This is a genomic window from Kitasatospora sp. NPDC059803 (assembly GCF_042732255.1).
GTDB lineage: Bacteria > Actinomycetota > Actinomycetes > Streptomycetales > Streptomycetaceae > Kitasatospora.
In genome coordinates this window covers 1-19,019 of the sequence record NZ_JBHWIJ010000154.1, presented here as the reverse complement: position 1 = coordinate 19,019, position 19,019 = coordinate 1, and the positions used below count along the sequence as shown (strand labels likewise).

Sequence of the window (19,019 nt, the reverse complement as noted above, 5' to 3'; positions counted from 1 at the left end):
ACCACCACGTCCGACGCGCATGACCTCCCGCACGCGGAGCACGGCAGGACGGCCGCCCAGCGTCTGGCGAAGTACCAGCGGCAGATGGCGCGCCGCCGGGCCCCGAAGGGGAAGGCGCAGACGAAGGGCTACCGCGAGGCCCGGCGGCAGGCCGCGAAGGTCTCCAGGAAGGTGGCCCGGCAGCGGCAGGACACCGGCCGCAAGTGGGCCAAGCAGGTCGTCCGCGACCACGACGCGATAGCCGTCGAGGACTTCCGGCCGAAGTTCCTCGCCAGGACCACCATGGCCAGGAAGGCCGCCGACGCCGCGATCGGGGCGACCAAGCGCGCCCTGATCGAGATGGGCCGCAAGCACGGCAGGTCCGTGCACCTGGTCGACCCTGCGCACACCACCATGGACTGCGCGCACTGCGGTGCGAGAGCCAAGCACCGGCTTCCTCTTTCCGAGAGAACGTATACGTGCACCGCGTGCGGAGTCTCCTCTCCCAGGGACAAGAACTCCGCTCGGGTGATGCTCGTCCGGGCTGGTCTCGACCCGGCTAGTGCTGATCTTGTAAGCCCTGCCCGTCGCTGACGGCCAGGCGAAGTGAGCTAGGAATCCCCGTCTTTTAGGGCAGGGAGGATGTCAACAGCTTGGCTGCTATCCAGGCCCACTCCGTCAGCATGGGACCGACCATAGCCCACCCCGGTGCTCCCGGAGGAGGCCTCGTCGCGGACCCGGGTGGTGACGGAGAGCGGTTCCGGCCGCCCGAAAGTTCGCGTGGGGAAGGTGATTTGACGCTGCGTCGACTGAGGTGCCCTGCCGCGGTGTGTCGGGTCAGGTCTGTTCGCTCCCGGTCCATGCGCGGAGCTTTTCCGGGTTGCGGACGGCCCAGATGCGGGTGACGTGATCGCCGCTGGTCTCGAACGCGGCGACGGTCACGGTGACGCCGGTGTGCTGGGCGACCAGGCCGGGGCGGCCGTTGACCGTCCGTTCCAGGAGTGTCAGGCCGGGGGCTTTGCCGGCGATGTGGATCAGGTACTGGGCGATGTTCCTGCTGCCTTCGAGCGGGCGCAGGACAGCGCCGACCAGGCCGCCGCCGTCGGCGGTCATCGTGGCGTCGGGGTCGAGGAGGGTGATGAGGGCCTCGATGTCCTTGGACTCCCAGGCGTCCTTGAAGTGCCGTACCAGAACGGCCTGGGCGGCCGGTGAAGCCTGCGCGGCCGCCGGAGCCGGTGGAGCTGCCGGAGGCCGTGCGGCGCGGATGCGGCGACGGCCCGAGGACGCCAGCTGCCGGCACGCCGCGGGCGTCCGGTCGACGATCTCGGCGACCTCGGCGAAGGGGTAGCGGAAGACGTCGTGCAGGACGAACGCGACGCGTTCGGCCGGCGTCATCGACTCCAGTACGACGAGGAAGGCCATGCTCACCGACTCGTCCAAGGTGATCCGATCGGCGGGGTCGGCCGGCTCGGACCTGCCGGTGCCCGCCAGCCCGCCGATCCACTCCGAACGGTCGGGCAGCGGTTCGGGTATCCAGGTACCGACGTAGCGTTCGCGCCGGACCCGCGCCGAGCCGAGCACGTCCAGGCAGACGCGACTGGCCACCGTCGTCAGCCATGCGCCGGGTGACGCGACGGCCGCCTGCTGCTCCCGCGACATCGCGTACCAGCGGGTGTAGGTCTCCTGTACGGCGTCCTCGGCCTCGGACAGCGAACCGAGGAGCCGGTAGGCGAGATTGATGAGCTGGCGCCGCTCGCCGACGATCGTGCTCAGGTCCGGCTCGGACCGGTCGTGCGCTGACTCGGATGGGGTGCTCATGGTCGCTCCCTGGTTCTTCGTCGTCCGCTTCTGCTCTCGCCCCTTCGACGAAACCCGGCGCCGGACTGTGAGGTCGGCACCGCACCTCACATTTCACGGGCCTGCGTCGTCGGACTGCCGAGACCCTACCGATCCGCCGCCGCGAGGCAGAAGAGACGGGACCACATCATGGCCGTACAGACGACGACAGCACCGGGCGGAATCACGTTCCTGCGCGTCGCGATCGCCGTGCAGACCTTGGCGATCCTCTTCCAGGCGGTCACCGCCGGACTGCTGTTGTCCTCGGCCCACGGCGAGGTGCTGCACAGCGTCGGAGCGCGCGTGATGTACGGCGCGTCGATGTTGTACGTGCTCGCCGCGATCCTGGCATGGCGGCCGGGCGGCGGGTCTCCCCGCCCCATCCTGTACGCGGCGTGCTTCCTCGCACTCGCCTCGGTGCAGGTGGTCCTCGGCGTCGCGCACAAGCCGGCGTTCCACGTCCCCCTGGGCGTCCTGATGTTCAGCCTGAGCGTGCTGGCGTTGCGACAGGCGTTGCCCGGCGCCTCTGGTGCCGACCCGCTGCGACGCACCCCGTGACGCCCGCCGAGCCTCGGGGGCCCTATCCGGCCGTTCTCGCCCACGAGCCATACCTCGCAGCGTCGCGCCCGCCATGCCGTGCCGGTCGACGGGCAGATCCCCGAGCCGTACCGTCAGCGACCCGCTGCCGCCACGACTGGATGATCGGCCGTAGCTGAATGGCTACTACCTGAGGTGAATGATTGCTCGGGAGCAATGGGTCACTCTGAAATCCGCAGACTGGTGGCGGCTCGTCACACACGGTTTCTTGGGGGATTCTTGACCGGGAAATCGAAGCGGGCGCCCGTCGAGTTGGACAATCCGGAAAAGTCATCAAATTTTCACATTTTGCACAATCGATGCTTGTGCATTGCGGAGGTGAGGATGACGATGGACCGAGGGGGACTTCGAAAGAAGGTTGATCATGTCATTCCTCGGACAGTTCCAGTCCTTCGGGCGGTTCCGTGACGACTGGGGCGGCGGTGGTCGCGGTGGCGACTACGGCGGCGACTTCGGTGGCGACCGTGGCGGCTACGGCGGCTACGGCGGCTATGACGACTTCGGCGGCGACTTCGGTGGCGACCGTGGCGGCTACGGCGGCTACGGAGGCGACCGCGGCGGCTACGGAGGCTACGGCGGAGGCCGGTGGTAAGGATCGCTTCCCTGTGAGAGCGGGCCGGGCACGTGTGCCCGGCTTTGCCGTGTCGGCCGGGAGTGACCCCGTGCGGGCCCGCGCCGGCCGTGCGTGTGGAGATCTTCCATTCCCGGAGCAGGGCCTCTTTGATCGGGAGTTCCTCTCAATCCGGGAGTGATCTGGGCTCGGGGACGAGCGAGAAGACCGTGAGATGACGAGGAAACACAGGCTTCGGTCGGCTCTGCGACGCTTGCTCACGGTCGCCGAGACCTCCGATGTGGTCGCCGCGGCACCGCCGGTCCCGCTCCAGGCGATCTTCCGGCGGTTCTGGCCCTACACCAAGGGCGGCCGCCGATGGCTGGTGGTGCTGCTGGCCCTGGTCGCGGTGGGCCCGGCGATCGAGGCGATGGAGATCTGGCTGTTCAAGATCGTCATCGACGACATGCTCATTCCGCACCGGCTGGACCTGTTCCTGCCGATCGCCCTCGCCTATGTGGGGCTGACCCTGCTCTCCGGAGTACTGGGCTTCGCCCGCCGGGTGATCTCCACCTGGGTCAGCGAACGCTTCCTGCTCATCCTGCGGTCGGACGTGTTCCGGCACATCCAGGGCCTGTCACTGGGCTTCTTCGAGCGCCGGCGGCTCGGCGACGTGCTGTCCCGGGTGACCGGCGACGTGGACGCGGTCGAGACCTTCCTGCTCTCCGGCATCGTCAACGCGCTCGGCCAGGTGGCGCGGCTCGGCATCTACGTCGGCCTGCTGCTGGTGCTGCGCTGGGAGCTGACCCTGGTCGCGTTGGTCGCCGCGCCGCTGTTCTTCCTCACCGCCCGCCGCTTCGCCAAGTTGATCCGGGCGGCCTCGCGCGAACGCCGCCAGCGCAGCGGCTCGATCAGCGCGGTCGCCGAGGAGACGCTCGGCAACATCGCGCTCGTCCAGGCGTACAACCGCCAGGGCTGGGAGCACGCCCGATTCCAGCGCGAGAGCATCGGCCGGTACCACGCGGCGATGGCCTCGACCAGGATCGGAGCGCTCTACGGGCCGGCGGTCGACTTCGTCGAACTGCTCGGCGGCCTGGTGGTCATGGGCCTCGGGGCCTGGGAACTCGTGCACGGCCGGCTCACCTTCGGTGGCCTCATCGTCTTCCTCACCCTGCTGAGCAGGCTCTACGGCCCGATCCAGAGCATGTCCGGACTCGGCAACACCTTCTACGCGGCCTCCGCCGCCGCCGAGCGGATCATCGAACTGCTCGACCAGCGTCCACAGGTGACCGATCCCGTCACCCCCCGGTCGCTCGGTCGCGCCCGGGGCGGCATCGAGTTCGACGACGTCACCTTCCGTTACCCGGAGGTGGAGGCGCCCGCGCTGTCGGGGGTGTCCTTCGAGGTGGCACCGGGGGCGACGCTGGCCCTGGTCGGCGCCAGCGGCGCGGGCAAGTCCACCGTCGCCAAGTTGCTGCTGCGCTTCTACGACCCGGACGACGGCGCGGTACGGCTCGACGGCCTCGACCTGCGCGACCTCGCCCTCACCGACCTGCGCGAGAACGTCGCGGTGGTGCTCCAGGAGACCCTGGTCTTCCACGGCACCGTCCGGGAGAACATCGCCTACGGGCGCCCCGAGGCGAGTGAGGCCGAGATCCTGGCGGCGGCCCGGGCGGCGGACGCCCACGAGTTCATCACCCGGCTCCCGGACGGCTACGACACCCTGGTCGGCCAGCGCGGTCGCCTGCTCTCCGGCGGCCAGCGCCAGCGCCTCGCGATCGCCCGCGCGATGGTCCGGGACGCCCCCGTCCTCATCCTCGACGAGCCCACCACGGCCCTGGACGCGGAGTCGAGCCAACGGATCATGGGCCCGCTGCGCCTGCTCATGGCCGATCGCACGACGATCATCATTTCGCACAACCTGCTGACCGTTCGCGACGCCGACCAGATCGTCCTGCTCGACCAGGGCCGGATCGTCGCCCACGGCACCCACACCGAGCTCCTCCTCCGCAGCTCCGTCTACGCGGGCCTGCACCGGTTGCACCACCCGCCGGGCGAGTCCGTGGAGGCCGTCCCCTGAGTCGTCGCCCGGGCGAACCGATCTCGGCCACGGCGCTGCAGGGCTGTTGGTAGATTCCTGGCGTGAGTGAGCAACTGCCCGGCGGTGGGATCGAGCTGTCGGCCGACGAGGTCGCGGCCCTCGACGACAGGTGGTCGTCGTGCTGGACGCCGGAGGAGGTCGCGCGGCGGTTGGCGGGGGTCGGCACGCCGTGGTGTGTGGCCGCGGGGTGGGCGCTGGACCTCTTCCGGGGCGGGCAGGTGCGTGCGCACGGGGACATCGAGATCGCGATTCCGGCCGCGAGCTTTCCCGAGGTCCGCAGCCGCTTCCCCGGGTACGTCTTCGACGCGGTGGGCAGCGGCCGGATCTGGGAGGACGCCGCACCGGGGGTGCTGGCCGCCACCCATCAGACCTGGCTGCGCGATCCGGCCACCGGTGACTACCTGCTCGATGTGTTCCGCGAGCCGCACGACCGGGACGTCTGGATCTGCCGGCGCGATGAGAGGATCCGCTTTCCCTACAGCGAGATCATCCGCCACACGGCAGATGGCATCCCGTACCTGGCGCCCGAGCTGGTCCTGCTGTTCAAGGCCAAGCACCTCCGCCGGAAGGACCAGGCGGACTTCGACACGACCGTCCCGCTGATGACCCCGGCGCAGCGCGAGACCCTGGCCGAGCTGCTCGCCTGCGTCCACCCCGGGCATCCCTGGCTCGCGGACCTGTAGCCCCCGCGCCGGCGGCTCGCAACGGCGGGACGTGGCCCCTGCGGCGGGGCCGGCGCCGCGCAGTGGTCGGCGCGGGGGCTTTCCGGGTCTGCGGGGAACGTCAGCGGACGACGTCGAAGACCTGCTTCTGCAGACCGTTGGGGTAGACCTCGTGCTCGACGAGCGTCAGCTTCTGGGTGTCCTTGTCGGTGGTGCTGAACAGGCGCTTGCCCGCGCCGAGCAGGAGCGGGAAGACGAGCAGGTGGTAGCGGTCGACCAGACCGGCGTCGGAGAGGGCCTGGTTCAGGGTCGCACTGCCGTGCACGATGATCGGGCCGCCCTCGGTCCGCTTCAGCGCGGCAACCTCGTCGAGTGAGCGCAGGATCGTGGTCTCGCCCCAGTTCGACACCAGGTCGTCCTCGGTGAGGGTGGTGGAGACGACGTACTTCGGCATCACCTTGTAGTCGGCGAAGTCCGCCATGTCGGGCCACACCGAGCTGAAGGCCTCGTAGCTGACCCGGCCCAGCAGCATCGCGGTGGCCTCCTGCTGCTCCCGCCCCTTGATCTCGAAGGCCTCGGGAAGGAACTCGATGTCCTTGAAGGTCCAGCCGGAGTTCCGGTAGCCGGGCTCCCCGCCCGGGCCTTCCACAACGCCGTCGAGCGAGATGAAGGCGGTGCTGATCAGGGTGCGCATCTCTGGTTCCTCGGTGTCTCGGATCTGGATTCTTCCGGGTCTGCCGACCTGGTCGGCATCGGATGCCCTGCTGCCGGCCGCCGATGTGATCAAGGTAGCCGGGCCGGTCGAACCAGGCCACCAGCCGGGGCCGCGGTGCGTTGCCGTCAGCCCCTGGGGAATTCGCCGCCGTCCACGACGAGATTGCTCCCCGTCAGCCAGCCAACCAGCCGGCCAACTCGCCCGGCCGGACAGGAGGAACAGCACCGCGTCGGCGATGTCGTCGGGTTGGCCGTCGCGCCCCAGCGGGGGAGCGGTGGTGTCCTGGCCCGGCCCCGCGTCCAGGCGCGCCCACTGCTCGCGCGTCGCTAGGCGCTATAGGGGCGGCCTATGGCGTGCCGGTTCCGTCGTACGCCGTCGCCGGCCGCTCACCCTGCGGCCCCGACGTGCTCAGCGGCCACCCGTGCGTGACTGTTTGACGTTACGTCAGATGTGGTGTGTGGGTTGAGAGTTGGGGAAGTGAGGCGCCGAGGGCGCAACGGCGGCGCGTTCGTCAACTTTTACTTTCCCCCGCCCGCCCCCGCATAGTGACGGCCCGAACCCGAGAGGAGGCCCGTCGTGCCGTACAGCGATGACCGTGCCGAGTGCCAGGTGCAGGCGGAAAACGTGCAGGTGGGGGCCGTGTGCGCCGAGTACGACCGGCGCCTGGAGCAGGCGCGCGCCGAACTGGCCTGTACCCTCGCCGCGCCCGCCGACGGCGCCGGGGCCGTGTACGAGCGGGACGTGGCGGCCGCGCGGTGGGCCGGGGAGGTGCGCCGCCTGGAAGGCGCCGGCCACGGGCTGGTGTTCGGCCGCCTCGACACCGCCGACGGCACCGCGCTGCGGATCGGGCGCCTGGGCCTGCACACCGAGGCGGACGAACTGCCGCTGCTGGTGGACTGGCGGGCCGAGGCCGCCAGGCCCTTCTACGAGGCCACGCCCGTCCACCCGATGGGCCTGCGGCGCCGGCGCCACCTGCGTCTGGACGGCCGCACCGTCGCCGCCGTCAGCGACGAACTGCTGGACGGCTCCGACCCCACCCGCGAGGACGTGATCGGCGACGGCCCGCTGCTGGAGGCCCTGTCGGCCCGGCGCACCGGACGCATGGGCGCCGCGGTCGCCACCCTCCAGGCCGAGCAGGACGCGATCGTCCGCTCCCGCCACCGGGGGGTGACGGTGGTGCAGGGCGGCCCCGGCACCGGAAAGACGGTGGTGGCCCTGCACCGCGCCGCGTACGTGCTGTACGCCTTCCCGCGCGCCGCCGAACGCGGCGTCCTCGTGCTGGGCCCCAACGCCCGCTTCCTGGACTACATCTGTCAGGTGCTGCCCTCGCTCGGCGAGAACGACGTCGCCCTGGCGACCTGCGCCGACCTCGCCCCCGCCACCCCCGGCCCGGCGGCGCCCGAGGAGCCGCAGACCGCCCGCCTCAAGGGTGACCCCGCCCTCGCCGACGCCCTGGCCGCCGTGGTCCGCGCCCACCAGGCCCCGGCGGCGGACGGCCTGGCCATACGGGTCGGCCAGGAGGAGGTGCACCTGCCGCAGTCCGACCTCGCCGCCGCCGCCCGCGCCGCCACCGCCGACGGCCTCGCCCACAACCGCGCCCGGAGCCTGTTCAAGGACCTGCTGGCCGACGCCCTCACCCGCGCCCTCGAACGCGACACCGCCGACACCCTCGACCAGCTCGACGCCGAGGTCGCCCAGCTCACCGGCCTCAACCTCGACCGCGTCGCCGCCGCCGACCTGCGCCGGCTCGGTCTCGACGGCTCACGTGCCCACGAGGCCGTGGGTAGCGACGATGCCGCGGGTGCTGGCGGCACCGCGGGAACCGACGGCACCTTCGACGCCGAGGCCGTTCGCGCGGCCCTGCTGGACGACCCGCACCTCGACCGCGTCCTCGACACCCACTGGCCTACCCTCACCCCGCACGACGCCGTCCGCGCCCTGCTCACCGACCCCGCCGCCCTCGCCGCCCACCTGCCCCACCTCTCCGACGACCAGCGCGCCCGCCTGCTGCGCGCCCCCGACGCCCCGTGGACCGACGCCGACCTTCCGCTGCTGGACGAGGCCGCCGCCCTGCTCGACGGCCCCCCGCAGCGCAGTTGGGGCCACGTCGTCGTCGACGAGGCCCAGGAACTCACCGCGATGCAGTGGCGCGCCGTGCTGCGCCGCTGCCCCACCCGCTCGATGACCGTCGTCGGCGACTTCGCCCAGGCCGGCCCCGCCGCCCAGGCCCGCGACTGGCACGAGGCCCTCCACCCGCACACCGGGAGCCGCTTCGACCTGCACACCCTGACCGTCAGCTACCGCACCACGCAGGAGATCCTCGCCGCCACCACCGACCTGCTCGCCCGCATCGCCCCCGGCCAGGCCCGCGCCCGCGCCATCCGCCACGGCGAACCCCCGCGCACCCTCACCACCCCGGCCCACGGCCTCGCCGCCGCCGTCCTGGCCGAACTGCGCGCCCAGACGGCCGCCCACCCCGGCGACCTCCTCGCCGTGGTCTGCGCAGACGCCCGCCTGCCGGAGCTGGAGGCCGCCGGCCTGCCCGGACACGTCCGCCTCGTCCCCGCCTCCGAGGCGCGCGGCCTGGAGTTCGACGCCGTCCTCGTCGTCGACCCCGACCAGATCACCGCCGCCCGCCCGGCCGGCGAACGCGACCTGTACGTCGCCCTCACCCGTGCCACCCGCCGCCTGTGCGTGATCAGGACCGCGGGGTAGGCCGGCCAGGGGAGGGGGAGGGTTCGGCCCGGTAGACGGTGAGGTGCCGGCCGGGGGCGCCGGGTACCCGGGCGGCACCGCCTACCCCGCTCCGGCGCATGCCTCCGCCTCCACCAGGTACCGCGCTACCGGGCCCAGCGTCAGCATTCCACTGGCGGCGCCGGCATGTTCCGCACGGGCACCGCGCAGGGAAGCCCCGGCGCGTGCGGCGATTCCGGGCTCGCCGAGGCGTACGGCGGCGCGGGCGGTCAGGCACCACATGGCCTCCTGCATGTGGTCACGCGCCGGTTCGGGCACCGCGGCGAGCGCGGTACGGGCCTCCTCGACCCGCTCCTGGGCCAGCAGCACGAGGGGGCGCGCCCAAGGCCGGTACGGGCCCCAGTCGAGGTGCGGGTCGGTGGGCGCGGGCCGGTCGTGCAGCAGGCGCAGCCCGAGGAGCGCGAGCGCGAACAGGCCGCGGTGCAGCCCCGGCATTCCGGCCCGCTGGAGGGCGTTCTCGGCGGCCCGGTAGTGCGCTGCGGCCGTGGCGGCGGTCGGCCCGCCCGGTTCGGTGCTGCGGGAGGCCGTGGCCCGGGCCCGGAACCACCCGGTGAGGACGGGGACGAGGGGCGCCTCGGTGGTGGCGGCGAGCCGCTCGGCGGCCTCGGCGTGCGAGGCCGCGGCGTCGAGGTCGCCGAGGGCCGAGGCGGACTGGAGGCGGACGAGTCGGCCGAGTACGGCGAAGTTCGGCAGCTCGTGCCGGGCGGCCAGATCGAGGATCTCGGCGCCGATCCCGTCGCGTACCGCCGCGAGCCCGGGGCGGGTGAAGGACTGCAGGAACACCCCGTTGAGGGCGAAGACCAGCAGGGCGGGATCGGCCAGGCCCCGTGCCAGCGCCTCCGCCTGTTGTGCCGCCTGCCGCGCGCGCCCCAGCTCGGCCGCGGACAGGTCGGCGCTGCGGCTCTCGACGGCGACCGTGGCCAGGAGGCGGGCCGACAGGTCGGCGGGGCCGTCGGGGTTGCCGGTGCTGCCGGTGCTGCCGGTGCCGAGCGCGGTGAGCGTGCGCTCGGCAGCCGCGACGACCGCGCGGGACTGCTCGGGGTCGTCGGCCCGGCTCCAGATGGCGGGCACGTCGTAGGCGCCGATGATCCGGGCGGTCAGGGAGAGGTCTCCCGTGCGTTCCGCCGCCTGAATGGCGGCGAGGCGGTCGCGTCGCGAGTGGACGAGGGCGTCGCCACCCGCCAGTGCGAGGGTGCGGGCCAGATCCACGGTGGTGCGCGGGCCGAGCCGGACGCCCGGGCCGCGCCACCCGGTACGGGCGCCTTCGAGGGTCGCGGCCCCGTTGAGGATGTCCGTCTCCAGACGCCGGAGTTCGGCGCCAGGGTCGAGTCCGAGTTGATCGACGAGCATCGCGCGGGCGCGGCGGAGGGTGGCCAGCGCGTCGGCCTGGCGGCCCGCGCGGTACAGCGCGCGGGCCAGCAGCCCCCAGGCCGGCTCGCGCCACGGGTGTTCGGCGACGTGGGCGCCCAGTTCGGCGACGAGACCGGCCCCTTCACCGGAGTCACCGGAGTCACCGGAGTCACCGGAGTCACCGGAGTCATAGGAGTCACCGGAGTCACCGGAGTCGAGGAGGAGGCGGGCGCGCAGTTCCACCGCCTCCAGCCGCAGTTCCTCCAGCCGGGTCCGCTCGCGTTGCGCCCATGCGGCGCCGGTCACGTCGGCGTATGCGGGGCCGCGCCAGTCCTTGAGTGCCGCGCTGAGGTCGGCCGCCCTGGCGAGGTCGGTCACCGTGTCGGGGTTGGGCACCGTGTCGGGTCCGGTCACTGTGTTAGGGCGGCGGCGGGCGCGGGCCAGGGTGTCCTGGAAGCGGTGGGCGTCCACGTCCTCACGCGGCAGGCGCAGCGCGTAGCCGGGCCCTTCGGTGACGATGACGCGCGGCGCATCGCGGGGCGGCCGGTCGGGTTCGAGGGCGCGGCGCAGCGCGGCGACGAACGTACGCAGAGCGCCCACGGCGCGGGCCGGTGGATCGGTCCACAGGTCGTCGACGAGGGTGTCGGTGGTGACCATCCGCCCCTCGGCGGCGACGAGCCGGGCGAGCACCTCACGATGGCGGGGGCCGCCCAGGTCGATCGGGCTGCCGTCGTCGCGGAGGGCTCGCACGGCACCGAGCACGTCGATTCGCATGCCCCCATCCTCCGTGCCGGGGGTCGGCTGCGCTTGACCGTACTGATCGGTTGCTGATCGGCCCGTAGTGACCGGTCTGTGCTGGCGGCCGGTACTGATCCGTTGCTGATCGCCGTCGCCCAGGCTGGCCCGGTCAGCCCCCGACCGACAAGGATGGCCCTTCATGACGCTCACCATTCCCGGCTTCGACCCCGTCCGCCTGCCCGGTGCGGACGGGGTGGAGCTGGCTGCCGCCGTCGGCGGCAGCGGGAGCCCGGTCGTGCTGTTGCACGGTTTCCCCCAGACCCACCTGATGTGGCACCACGTTGCCCAGCGGCTCGCCGACGAACACACGGTGATCTGCCCCGACCTGCGGGGCTACGGCGCCAGCGACAAGCCGGCGGCCACCGACCCCGAGGTGTACGCCAAGCGCACCATGGCTGCCGACGTCGTGACCTTGGCAGCCGCCCTCGGCCACGAGCGCTTCGCCCTCGTCGGCCACGACCGGGGCGCCCTGGTCGCCTTCCGGGCGGGGCTGGACCACCCTGAGACCGTGACGCACCTGGGCATCCTCGACGTCGTGCCGACCCTCGACATGTGGAACGTCCTGCACGGCGCTCCGGCGGCGGTCGGCTACCACCTCTTCCTGATGGCGCAGCCGCCGGGCCTGCCGGAGACGATGATCGCCAACAGCGCGGACGCGTTCTTCGGCTCGTTCCTCGACTCCTGGGCCAACGACGCGACCGCCGTTCCCGAGGATGTCCGTGCCGAATACCTGCGGGCGAGCGCGGCGGCGGTGACGTCGATCGTCGCGGACTACCGGGCCTCGGCGGGCATCGACGTCACGCACGACCGAGCGGACCTGGACGCGGGGTCGCAGCTGGCCATGCCCGTGACGGTCGTCCAGCAGGACTGGGGCGCGCAGCTGGGCTACGACGCGGCCGCGGTGTGGAAGGCGTGGGCGCCGGACCTCGACCACCGGCTGACCCGGGCGGGGCACTTCATGGCCGAGGAGGCTCCCAATGAGATCGCGGAGGCGATCCGGGAGCTGCTGGCCCGCTGAACCTCCCCTTCCCGGCTCGCCGACTGACTGACCGACCGACCGGGCCACGGTCGGTCGGTCGGCGAGCCTTGGGCTTTCTCGGTGGTCGGGAACCTCTTCCCGTGTCGGGTACCCGCCCGGGTCGGTATCAGGTGTGGGTGCCGTCCGCCGGGGGCTCGTCGGCGAGCTCGGCGGCGTAGCGGGTGGCGGCCTCCGCCAGCTTGCGGGTCTTCCGGTCGGGTTCGTCGCCGAGGTGGGCGGCGACCGTGCGGCGGGCGTCTTCGAGGGTGCCGCCGAGGTCGCCGCGCAGCAGTTCGCGGGTGATCACCAGGGAGTTGTCCGCGGCCGTGTACTGCCGGGACATCCGTAGTTGGACCTCGTCCATGCCCTCGCGCGCGAGCACCTCCCGAAGTTCCTCGATCAGCGGGGCCAGCCACTGGGCGCGCAGTGCGTACTCGCCGTGGTCGGCGAAGGTCGCGTGGAGCCCGGCGAGCAGCTGCGCCGGGTACTCCTCCACGGGTCCGGTGAACTGCGGGTAGTCCTTGGCGAATTCGTCCCAGTCGACGTAGAGCCCGGAGATCTGCTCCGGGAGGAGCGGGCAGCGCGACCAGGTCTCGTCGGACTGGGTGAAGACCTGCCGCAGCAGGTCGTAGGGCACCCCGTCGGTGCGCGAGAGCAGGATCGCGTCGTAGAGGTCCTTGCCCTGGGGGTGGTCGTCCGAGGCCAGCCAGAGGATCTTCCACGCGAGGGAGAGCTGTGGCGTGGCGGCGAACAACCGGCCCGTGACGCCGGGGAGCTGGTAGGACTCCGGGGGGACGGGCAGGTGTTCGGTGAAGACGAAGTCCAACTGGACGGTCCCGCCCGGGACGCCGGGTGCCGACCACGGCAGGACGAGCCGGCGCCCGGGAATCCGGCTGTACGTCCAGATCTCGTCGCTGACCGCCTGGTCCGCGTGCAGCCGCACCGTACCCGAGCGCCGTTCGGCGTCGGCGGCAAGCTCCTCGAACATGCGGTCCGTGCGCTCGTCCTCCAGCTGCCAATCCGTCGGGCGGACCACGAAGTCCAAGTCCCCCGGCTCCCGCGCCTGCTCGCCGTACCAGGCCCGCAGCAGGACGCTCCCGCGCAGGACCAGGTGCTCGGACCACTGCGAGCCGGCGACGGCGGACAGCACGGTGTTCAGCGCCTCGCGCCGCGCGGCGAGCCACCGTTGGGCGAGCTGCGGGTCGGTGAAGGCGGGTTCACTGGGCCGCAGGGCCCGGGCGTACCCGGCGAGGGCGGGGTCGAAGACCGGCTGCTGGCTCACCGCCTCGTCGTCGATCGGCCGGACGCTCCTGGGCAGGCCCCGATCCTCGCGGACGTCCTCCGGCGGTGGCTGCCGGGGAAGCAGGACGCCCTGCCACGGCCCGTATTGCAGTTCCTCCCACGCCACTGGCGACTGGGGCTGGTCCTCGGTCATCGCGGGTCTCCCTCTCCCTCTTGCTCTTGCTCTTGCTCGTGCTTCTGTTCGCGTTCGTGGTTCTGCTCGTGCTCGTGCTCGCTGATCCATCCGTCGTCCAGGGCCTCGTCGCTGTCCACGGCGACGAACTCGCGTTCCACCGACACCACCTCGCGACCGTCGGCGGCAAGGCCTCGGAGCAGCGCGTCCAGGCGGTGGCCCGCGGTGCTCAGGCCGACCAGGCGGCACCGCTGGGTCACGAACCACTCGCGCCGGCCGTCGTCGCGTATTCGGCGGGGGTTGTGCGACAGGTGCGCGCCGTGGCGGACGGCCAGCTCGGCGAGGTCGGCCGTGGGAAGCGGGTCCGGAAGCAGCAGCTTGACGTGGTGTTCGAAGTACCGGCGCTCCCCGTGCGGCACGGCATCCTCGTCCGAGACCGGAACGCCCTCCGCCCATGGCGTGGCCTCGATCTTCGTCCGCAGGACAGTGAAGCCGGCCCGAACCAGCCGGCCCGTGGTGCGGGACGTCGCCGCAGCGACCTCGTCCAACGAGCCGTTGGCGCGCAGGGTGAGCATCGGCTGCGAGGGCGCCGCACCGCGTGCCAGCAGGATGTGGGTGAACTTCAGGCCATGACCGTCGGCCCACCCGGCCAGCGCCTCGGCGGCGCCGGGCGCCACGGTCAGGTGCACCTCGAAGTCACCCCGGAGATCGGGAGGACCGGACCGGTCGTCACGGTGTTGGTCAGGACGGATGGCGAGCATGGGAGCATCCTGCCAAGCCCCTGTGACAACGCCTCGCGCGCCCGGGCGCGCAGCGAGCTTTCGCTGGACCGGTCGCGGTCCTGTCGTCATACCGGTCGGTGGCGCGCCGCGAGTTCTCGGGCGAGGTCAGCCCCCGAGGCCGTCCACCAGGTCAAGGAGATCGGGCAGTTGCAGGACCCGTCCGCCGGAACCCGGTAGCGGGATGTGCAGCGGCTCGGTCCATCGGGAGGGGATCGCGTCCAGTCCGTAACGGGCACCCGCAAGCCCGCCGGTGACCGCGGCGACGGTGTCCGTGTCGCCGCCCAGGTCGACGGCCGCGCGCAGCGCGCCCTCGAAGCTCGTCGTGGTGCGCAGAGCCCAGACCGCCGACCCCAGGCAGGGCCAGACGGCGCCGTTGAACTCGGTTGCCTGGTCCGGGTGCCAGCCGGGATCGAGGACCGTCGCGTATCGCGGGCGGTGATCGGGATGGATGAGCGCCAGAACGTCAGGGAGCGCGCGGAGGGCGTCGTTGTCCTCCAGCGTGACGCGTATGAGTTCGTGGAAGATCGCGGTGCCTTCCCAGGCGGCGCGGTCGCCGTGGGTGAGGGCGGCGATGCGCCGAGCGGCATCCATGGTGGCGGCCTGTCCCGCACGTGCGAAGTGGACCGCGGATGTCGATGCCCGCATCAACGAGCCATTACCTGCTGCCCGCAGGTTGACCTGGAAGTGGATCGCGGCGGCCAGATCCCAGGGCATGCCGTTGGTGAGGACGTCCTCGGTCTGCAAGCCGATGTCCTTGGGTTCGGATGCCGCCCACCGCTGGAAGCGGCCGAAGATGTCCGACAGGTCCAGCCCGCCCCGCTGCACCAGTGACTCCGCCACCAGCACGGCCATCTGCGTGTCGTCCGTGGCCTCGCCCGGATCCCAGCCGCCACCTCCGCACATCTCGGCACCGGCACCGGGGACGGGGAACCGCGCAGAGAACGCTCCTTGGGGACCGAACTCAAAAGGGGCTCCAAGCGCGTCACCCACAGCCGAGCCGACAACCGCGCCGGCAGCCCGCTGAATCCGCTTCATTGGTGCAGGCTATCGGTGCGGCCGGTGCCAGGCGGCGGGCAGGCGGTTGGGGACGTTCCGTCGTTCGTGCAGTTGTTGATCCCGGTGAGCCCGTGACTTGATGTCTGTGTCGGTGGGTCAGTTGGTGGCGGGCGAGTTGTTGGTGCTGCGGTCGTCGAGGACGATGTGCGGCTGGTGCAGGCGGTCGGTGCCGGCCTGCTCGTCGGCGGGCCGGGTGCTGTTGATGACGGCGGCGATGCGCTCGTAGCTGGTGACGGCGAGGGCCCACGTTCCGATGCTGGTGCCGATGCCGCCGCCGACTCCGCTGTAGGCGGTTTCCCGGAGCGCGTTGAGGAGGGCGATGGTGCTGGGGCCGGACAGGATCGTGTCCTCGTTGCCGTCGTTGACCGGCTTCGAGAAGTGGTCGGCGCCCTCGGCCTGGGCGGCCAGGAAGTCCCAGGTCTCGGGGTGGCAGGAGATCGCGACGGTCTTCACGGCTGCGGCCTTGAGAAGGGTGTTGACGTGGTTCTCCCAGAGGAAGGGCTCCGGGATGAGACCGGACACGTCGTCGGCGCGGCCGCTCGGGAGGTCGTCGATGACGGCTTGGTTCGGCGCGACTGCTTCCGTGTTCTCCAGATCGACCTTCGTGTCCTGCTCCGTGGGGCCGGAGGGACGGTACAGGTCTGCGAGTTGGGCGGCCACCTGGGCGGCGACCTCGGCGGCGATCTGGCTGAGCTGGTCCTTGGTGAGGACGTGCGGGGCGGTCGGCGCGTCGTCGGCAGGGGTGGTCTCGGACACGGTTGTCTCCTCGCTGTCGGATTCCGCGGCCTCGCCGGTCACGGAGGGGGAGGCCGGCTCTGCGGCGTGCTCTGCGGCCTGCTCGGATGCCGGGGGCTCGGCGCCGGGGAGTTCGTTGGTACCGGGGGAGTTGCTGCTGGCATCACCGCCGGGCGGGTGAGCGGCTTCCGTCGGCTGGCCCGCGGCCTCGGGGGAGTCGATGGCGACCAGGGGCGCCTCGGCGGGGCCGCCGTCCAGGGAGGCACGACCGCTGCTCTGCCGAGTGCTGAGTTCGTTGCGCAGGTTGCCCAACTGGCGGTGGAGGCTGCGGTTGTCCTGGTGGGCGCGGCTGGTTTCCTGCTGCCCTCTGGCGATCGCCTCGAAGAACTCGTCGCGGTGTTCGCTCAGGCCGGCCGCCAGTGTCGCGGTGAGTTCGGCTCGCAGGCTGTCGGTGTGGTTGCGGATCTCCTCCAGGCCGGCCTGAAGGGCCGTCCCGACTTCTGCGCGTAGCAGTTCGACCTGGTGGGCGGTGCCCCTCGCCATGTCCCCTCCTGATCTCGCGCACCCGTAGGGGTGGCGGCGGGTACAGCGTGGCGGCAAGGGCCCGTGCGCGATGAGCGGATCGGTGGGACTGTCGAGAACGCGTCGATCACCGTCTGAAATCGGATCATCACGCAGATGTGTCACATTGTCGGTTGATAGACCGAATGGAGCGTCATGCTGCTGTTCGTCACGGTGCGGACTCCTTGTCGGAGTTCCGGAGGATGTCGGTGGTCCAGGCCGGCCTGATTGCGTGCCAGCTGTACCGGTAGCCGTTGGTGCCGTGGTGGGGCGTGGTGAGGATGTGGTGGAACTCGCACCATGCGGCGAACTCCCGCCAGGAGCAACCGGGAAGACCGCGTTGCTCAGGATGGCGGTTGTAGGCGGCTACGGTCCGCCGGATGGTGTCCTCGGGCAGGGGGCCGGCGGTCATGGCGATGGTGACGATGATCTTGGCGAGGTCGTAGCCGAAGGGGGCGAGGGTGAGGGAGTCGAAGTCGATGACGGCGACCGTGGTGTCGGTGATGAGGAAGTTGCGCGGGTTGGCGTCCTTGTAGAAGGCGGCGGGCATGGTGGCGGCCTGCTCCAGCCAGTCGTCGATCGCGTCGGGGGTCAGGAGCGGGGCCGGCACGGTGCCGGTGGCCAGCAGCCGGTGGAGGCGCTCGCGGCGGCTGTCGGCGAAGTCGGCGATGGTGACGTCGGCGGTCGCGACGTCGTTGTTGGTGTGGTCGTGGCTGGCGTGGTCGGTGCTGGTGTGGGGTGTGTTCAGGCGGGCGGCGTGCAGGTCGTGGGTGTGGGCGGTGGTGTGCTGGTGACCGAGGAGGTCGGCCAGGGCCAGCAGGTCGTCGGGGGTGCCGTGGTGGCCGTCGAGGTGCTCGAAATCGATCGCGGTGGGGTGGATGTGGACGACTCGGGGGATGCGTACGTCGGGGTTGGCGCGGGCGATCCAGCGGTGGTGGGCCAGGGAGCGCTGCTGGGTGTGGGGGTCCGTGAACGTCTTGGTGAAGATCCGCATCATCGTGTGTGCTCCTCCTCAAACGTGGCCACACCGGCCCCGCAGGCCCGCGCTGCTACAAGGACGGTACCGGCGCACGGTGGACGTTCACAGGTGGCGTCGGCACGGTATGAACAACTGCGAGTCGCTCATTTGAAGTGTTCTGGGGCCGGCGCTGGGCTGCGGCCGCGCGCCTGAACTCGCTGCTGGGGAAGGGCTATCCGACAGTGGCCAGTCTCCCCAGGTTCATGCCGGCGGTCGTCGCGGCCCGCAGGGCCGTCCTGGCGCAGGCCACACCGCGGCGGGTGGCCGCCTCGCCCCCACCGACGGCGAGCGTTCGTGTGCCGAGGCCTGCGCATGTGCGGCAGATGCCGGGGTGGGGGACTGGGTCGTGGCATTTGGTGCACTCGGTGTAGCGGGTTGCTGTGGGTCGTTCGGCGGGTTGGTCGGGCGGCATCTTGTGCTGTAGGCGGTAGCGGAGTACGGCGGTTGCCGAGTGCATCGGGGTGGGCAGGCCCGGCAGCAGGGCCTGGGTGAGGTCGGCGGGTGTGCTGCCGCGTTCGAGCCATTGGGCGACCAGGGGTGCGAGTTCACGTGCTTCGGCCTCGCCCAGGTGCAGGCGCGGTTCGGGGCGGATGACCCGGAACAGGGTGGAGACCGCGTCGCGGAGTTGTTCGTCCGGCGCGTCCTTTTCGGAGTCCCTTTCCCGCCTTTCCGTCCCCGGGGTGGTGACGGGCTCTCGGGACTGCGGGGAGGGGAGGGGGGGTTCTTTCGCCGGGTTCTTTACCAGGGCGTCAGCGCCGCCGGTGGTCGCTTCACCGGGCGCCGGGCGGGTGGTACCCGGCGGCATCAGCTGTGGGGTGTCGTAGACGTGGGTCTCGGTGATGATCGTGCCGTCGGGCATGCGGATCTTCTCGACCCGGTAGAAGCCCGCCTCGGTCAGTTCCTTGAGCGCCTTGCGGATGGCGCCGCGCCCCTGGGGGCTGGTGTCGGCCATGTGCCGACCGTCCTCGCGCCAGCCGTCCGGGCGGGAGAGGAGGTCGGCGAGCAGACCGCGAGCGGTGTAGGACAGCCGCCGGTACTGCAGCATGGTGTTGGGCAGCACGGTGAAATCGCGCACGTGGGCGCTACGATGGAC

16 protein-coding genes are annotated in these 19,019 nt (G+C 71.7%); 7 read left to right on the top strand and 9 right to left on the bottom strand.

Going from position 1 to position 19,019, the window contains the following annotated elements:
- Positions 1-573 (top strand): RNA-guided endonuclease InsQ/TnpB family protein (locus tag ACFV6I_RS23345; RefSeq protein ID WP_380427425.1); only part of this gene is annotated, 573 nt, incomplete at its 5' end.
- 243 nt (positions 574-816) lie between these two features.
- On the opposite strand, the gene sigJ is transcribed toward ACFV6I_RS23345, so the two are convergent.
- Positions 817-1,797, bottom strand: a complete 981-nt coding sequence (gene sigJ, locus ACFV6I_RS23340) for an RNA polymerase sigma factor SigJ (protein WP_380427423.1) — start codon at positions 1,795-1,797, stop codon at positions 817-819.
- 168 nt (positions 1,798-1,965) lie between these two features.
- Here sigJ and ACFV6I_RS23335 point away from each other — a divergent pair, with 168 nt between their 5' ends.
- From ACFV6I_RS23335 to ACFV6I_RS23320, 4 genes are all read left to right on the top strand, one after another.
- Positions 1,966-2,373 carry a hypothetical protein gene (locus ACFV6I_RS23335; RefSeq protein WP_363378362.1) on the top strand — a complete coding sequence of 136 codons (408 nt, stop codon included), beginning with the start codon at positions 1,966-1,968 and terminating at the stop codon, positions 2,371-2,373.
- 403 nt (positions 2,374-2,776) lie between these two features.
- A complete protein-coding gene (locus ACFV6I_RS23330) occupies positions 2,777-3,004 on the top strand; it encodes a hypothetical protein (protein WP_380427421.1) in 228 nt (75 codons plus the stop codon).
- A 232-nt stretch (positions 3,005-3,236) separates the two neighbouring features.
- The gene (locus ACFV6I_RS23325) at positions 3,237-5,042 is read left to right on the top strand and encodes an ABC transporter ATP-binding protein (protein WP_380427419.1); all 1,806 of its coding nucleotides are present in this window, start codon (positions 3,237-3,239) and stop codon (positions 5,040-5,042) included.
- A gap of 62 nt (positions 5,043-5,104) precedes the next feature.
- Complete coding sequence (locus tag ACFV6I_RS23320; RefSeq protein WP_380427417.1) at positions 5,105-5,746, top strand: nucleotidyltransferase domain-containing protein; 642 nt, start codon at positions 5,105-5,107, stop codon at positions 5,744-5,746.
- Between the two features lie 100 nt (positions 5,747-5,846).
- On the opposite strand, the gene ACFV6I_RS23315 is transcribed toward ACFV6I_RS23320, so the two are convergent.
- A complete protein-coding gene (locus ACFV6I_RS23315; protein WP_331744967.1) occupies positions 5,847-6,419 on the bottom strand; it encodes a dihydrofolate reductase family protein in 573 nt (190 codons plus the stop codon).
- Positions 6,420-7,016: 597 nt separating this feature from the next.
- On the opposite strand from ACFV6I_RS23315, the gene ACFV6I_RS23310 reads away from it, so the two are divergent.
- Complete coding sequence (locus ACFV6I_RS23310; protein WP_380427415.1) at positions 7,017-9,155, top strand: HelD family protein; 2,139 nt, start codon at positions 7,017-7,019, stop codon at positions 9,153-9,155.
- 81 nt (positions 9,156-9,236) lie between these two features.
- Here the strand turns inward: ACFV6I_RS23310 and ACFV6I_RS23305 are convergent, their stop codons facing one another.
- Positions 9,237-11,318: a BTAD domain-containing putative transcriptional regulator gene (locus tag ACFV6I_RS23305; protein ID WP_380427413.1), complete on the bottom strand. Its 2,082-nt coding sequence runs from the start codon at positions 11,316-11,318 to the stop codon at positions 9,237-9,239.
- Positions 11,319-11,481: 163 nt separating this feature from the next.
- On the opposite strand from ACFV6I_RS23305, the gene ACFV6I_RS23300 reads away from it, so the two are divergent.
- The gene (locus ACFV6I_RS23300) at positions 11,482-12,360 is read left to right on the top strand and encodes an alpha/beta fold hydrolase (protein ID WP_380427411.1); all 879 of its coding nucleotides are present in this window, start codon (positions 11,482-11,484) and stop codon (positions 12,358-12,360) included.
- A gap of 127 nt (positions 12,361-12,487) precedes the next feature.
- On the opposite strand, the gene ACFV6I_RS23295 is transcribed toward ACFV6I_RS23300, so the two are convergent.
- The 6 genes from ACFV6I_RS23295 to ACFV6I_RS23270 form a co-directional block, all read right to left on the bottom strand.
- On the bottom strand, positions 12,488-13,795 hold the full coding sequence (locus ACFV6I_RS23295; protein WP_380427409.1) for a nucleotidyl transferase AbiEii/AbiGii toxin family protein: 1,308 nt from the start codon (positions 13,793-13,795) through the stop codon (positions 12,488-12,490).
- Positions 13,792-14,535 carry a hypothetical protein gene (locus ACFV6I_RS23290; RefSeq protein ID WP_380427407.1) on the bottom strand — a complete coding sequence of 248 codons (744 nt, stop codon included), beginning with the start codon at positions 14,533-14,535 and terminating at the stop codon, positions 13,792-13,794. The genes ACFV6I_RS23295 and ACFV6I_RS23290 overlap by 4 nt, the downstream gene beginning before the upstream one ends.
- A 126-nt stretch (positions 14,536-14,661) precedes the next feature.
- A complete protein-coding gene (locus tag ACFV6I_RS23285) occupies positions 14,662-15,591 on the bottom strand; it encodes an ADP-ribosylglycohydrolase family protein (RefSeq protein WP_380427405.1) in 930 nt (309 codons plus the stop codon).
- A 117-nt stretch (positions 15,592-15,708) separates the two neighbouring features.
- On the bottom strand, positions 15,709-16,890 hold the full coding sequence (locus ACFV6I_RS23280; RefSeq protein WP_380427403.1) for a hypothetical protein: 1,182 nt from the start codon (positions 16,888-16,890) through the stop codon (positions 15,709-15,711).
- Between the two features lie 187 nt (positions 16,891-17,077).
- Entirely contained in the window at positions 17,078-17,905 is an 828-nt protein-coding gene (locus ACFV6I_RS23275; protein WP_380427401.1) for a phosphotransferase, read from the bottom strand.
- 193 nt (positions 17,906-18,098) lie between these two features.
- The coding region (locus tag ACFV6I_RS23270) for a hypothetical protein (protein WP_380427399.1) at positions 18,099-19,019 on the bottom strand (921 nt) is incomplete at its 5' end.

Excerpts from the sequence above, each read along its gene's own strand:
- ACFV6I_RS23275 (WP_380427401.1), bottom strand. The coding sequence starts at position 17,905 with ATGATGCGGATCTTCACCAAGACGTTCACGGACCCCCACACCCAGCAG.
- ACFV6I_RS23290 (WP_380427407.1), bottom strand. The coding sequence starts at position 14,535 with ATGCTCGCCATCCGTCCTGACCAACACCGTGACGACCGGTCCGGTCCT.
- ACFV6I_RS23300 (WP_380427411.1), top strand. The coding sequence starts at position 11,482 with ATGACGCTCACCATTCCCGGCTTCGACCCCGTCCGCCTGCCCGGTGCG.
- ACFV6I_RS23335 (WP_363378362.1), top strand. The coding sequence starts at position 1,966 with ATGGCCGTACAGACGACGACAGCACCGGGCGGAATCACGTTCCTGCGC.
- ACFV6I_RS23280 (WP_380427403.1), bottom strand. The coding sequence starts at position 16,890 with ATGGCGAGGGGCACCGCCCACCAGGTCGAACTGCTACGCGCAGAAGTC.
- ACFV6I_RS23285 (WP_380427405.1), bottom strand. The coding sequence starts at position 15,591 with ATGAAGCGGATTCAGCGGGCTGCCGGCGCGGTTGTCGGCTCGGCTGTG.
- ACFV6I_RS23315 (WP_331744967.1), bottom strand. The coding sequence starts at position 6,419 with ATGCGCACCCTGATCAGCACCGCCTTCATCTCGCTCGACGGCGTTGTG.
- ACFV6I_RS23330 (WP_380427421.1), top strand. The coding sequence starts at position 2,777 with ATGTCATTCCTCGGACAGTTCCAGTCCTTCGGGCGGTTCCGTGACGAC.
- ACFV6I_RS23305 (WP_380427413.1), bottom strand. The coding sequence starts at position 11,318 with ATGCGAATCGACGTGCTCGGTGCCGTGCGAGCCCTCCGCGACGACGGC.
- ACFV6I_RS23295 (WP_380427409.1), bottom strand. The coding sequence starts at position 13,795 with ATGACCGAGGACCAGCCCCAGTCGCCAGTGGCGTGGGAGGAACTGCAA.
- sigJ (WP_380427423.1), bottom strand. The coding sequence starts at position 1,797 with ATGAGCACCCCATCCGAGTCAGCGCACGACCGGTCCGAGCCGGACCTG.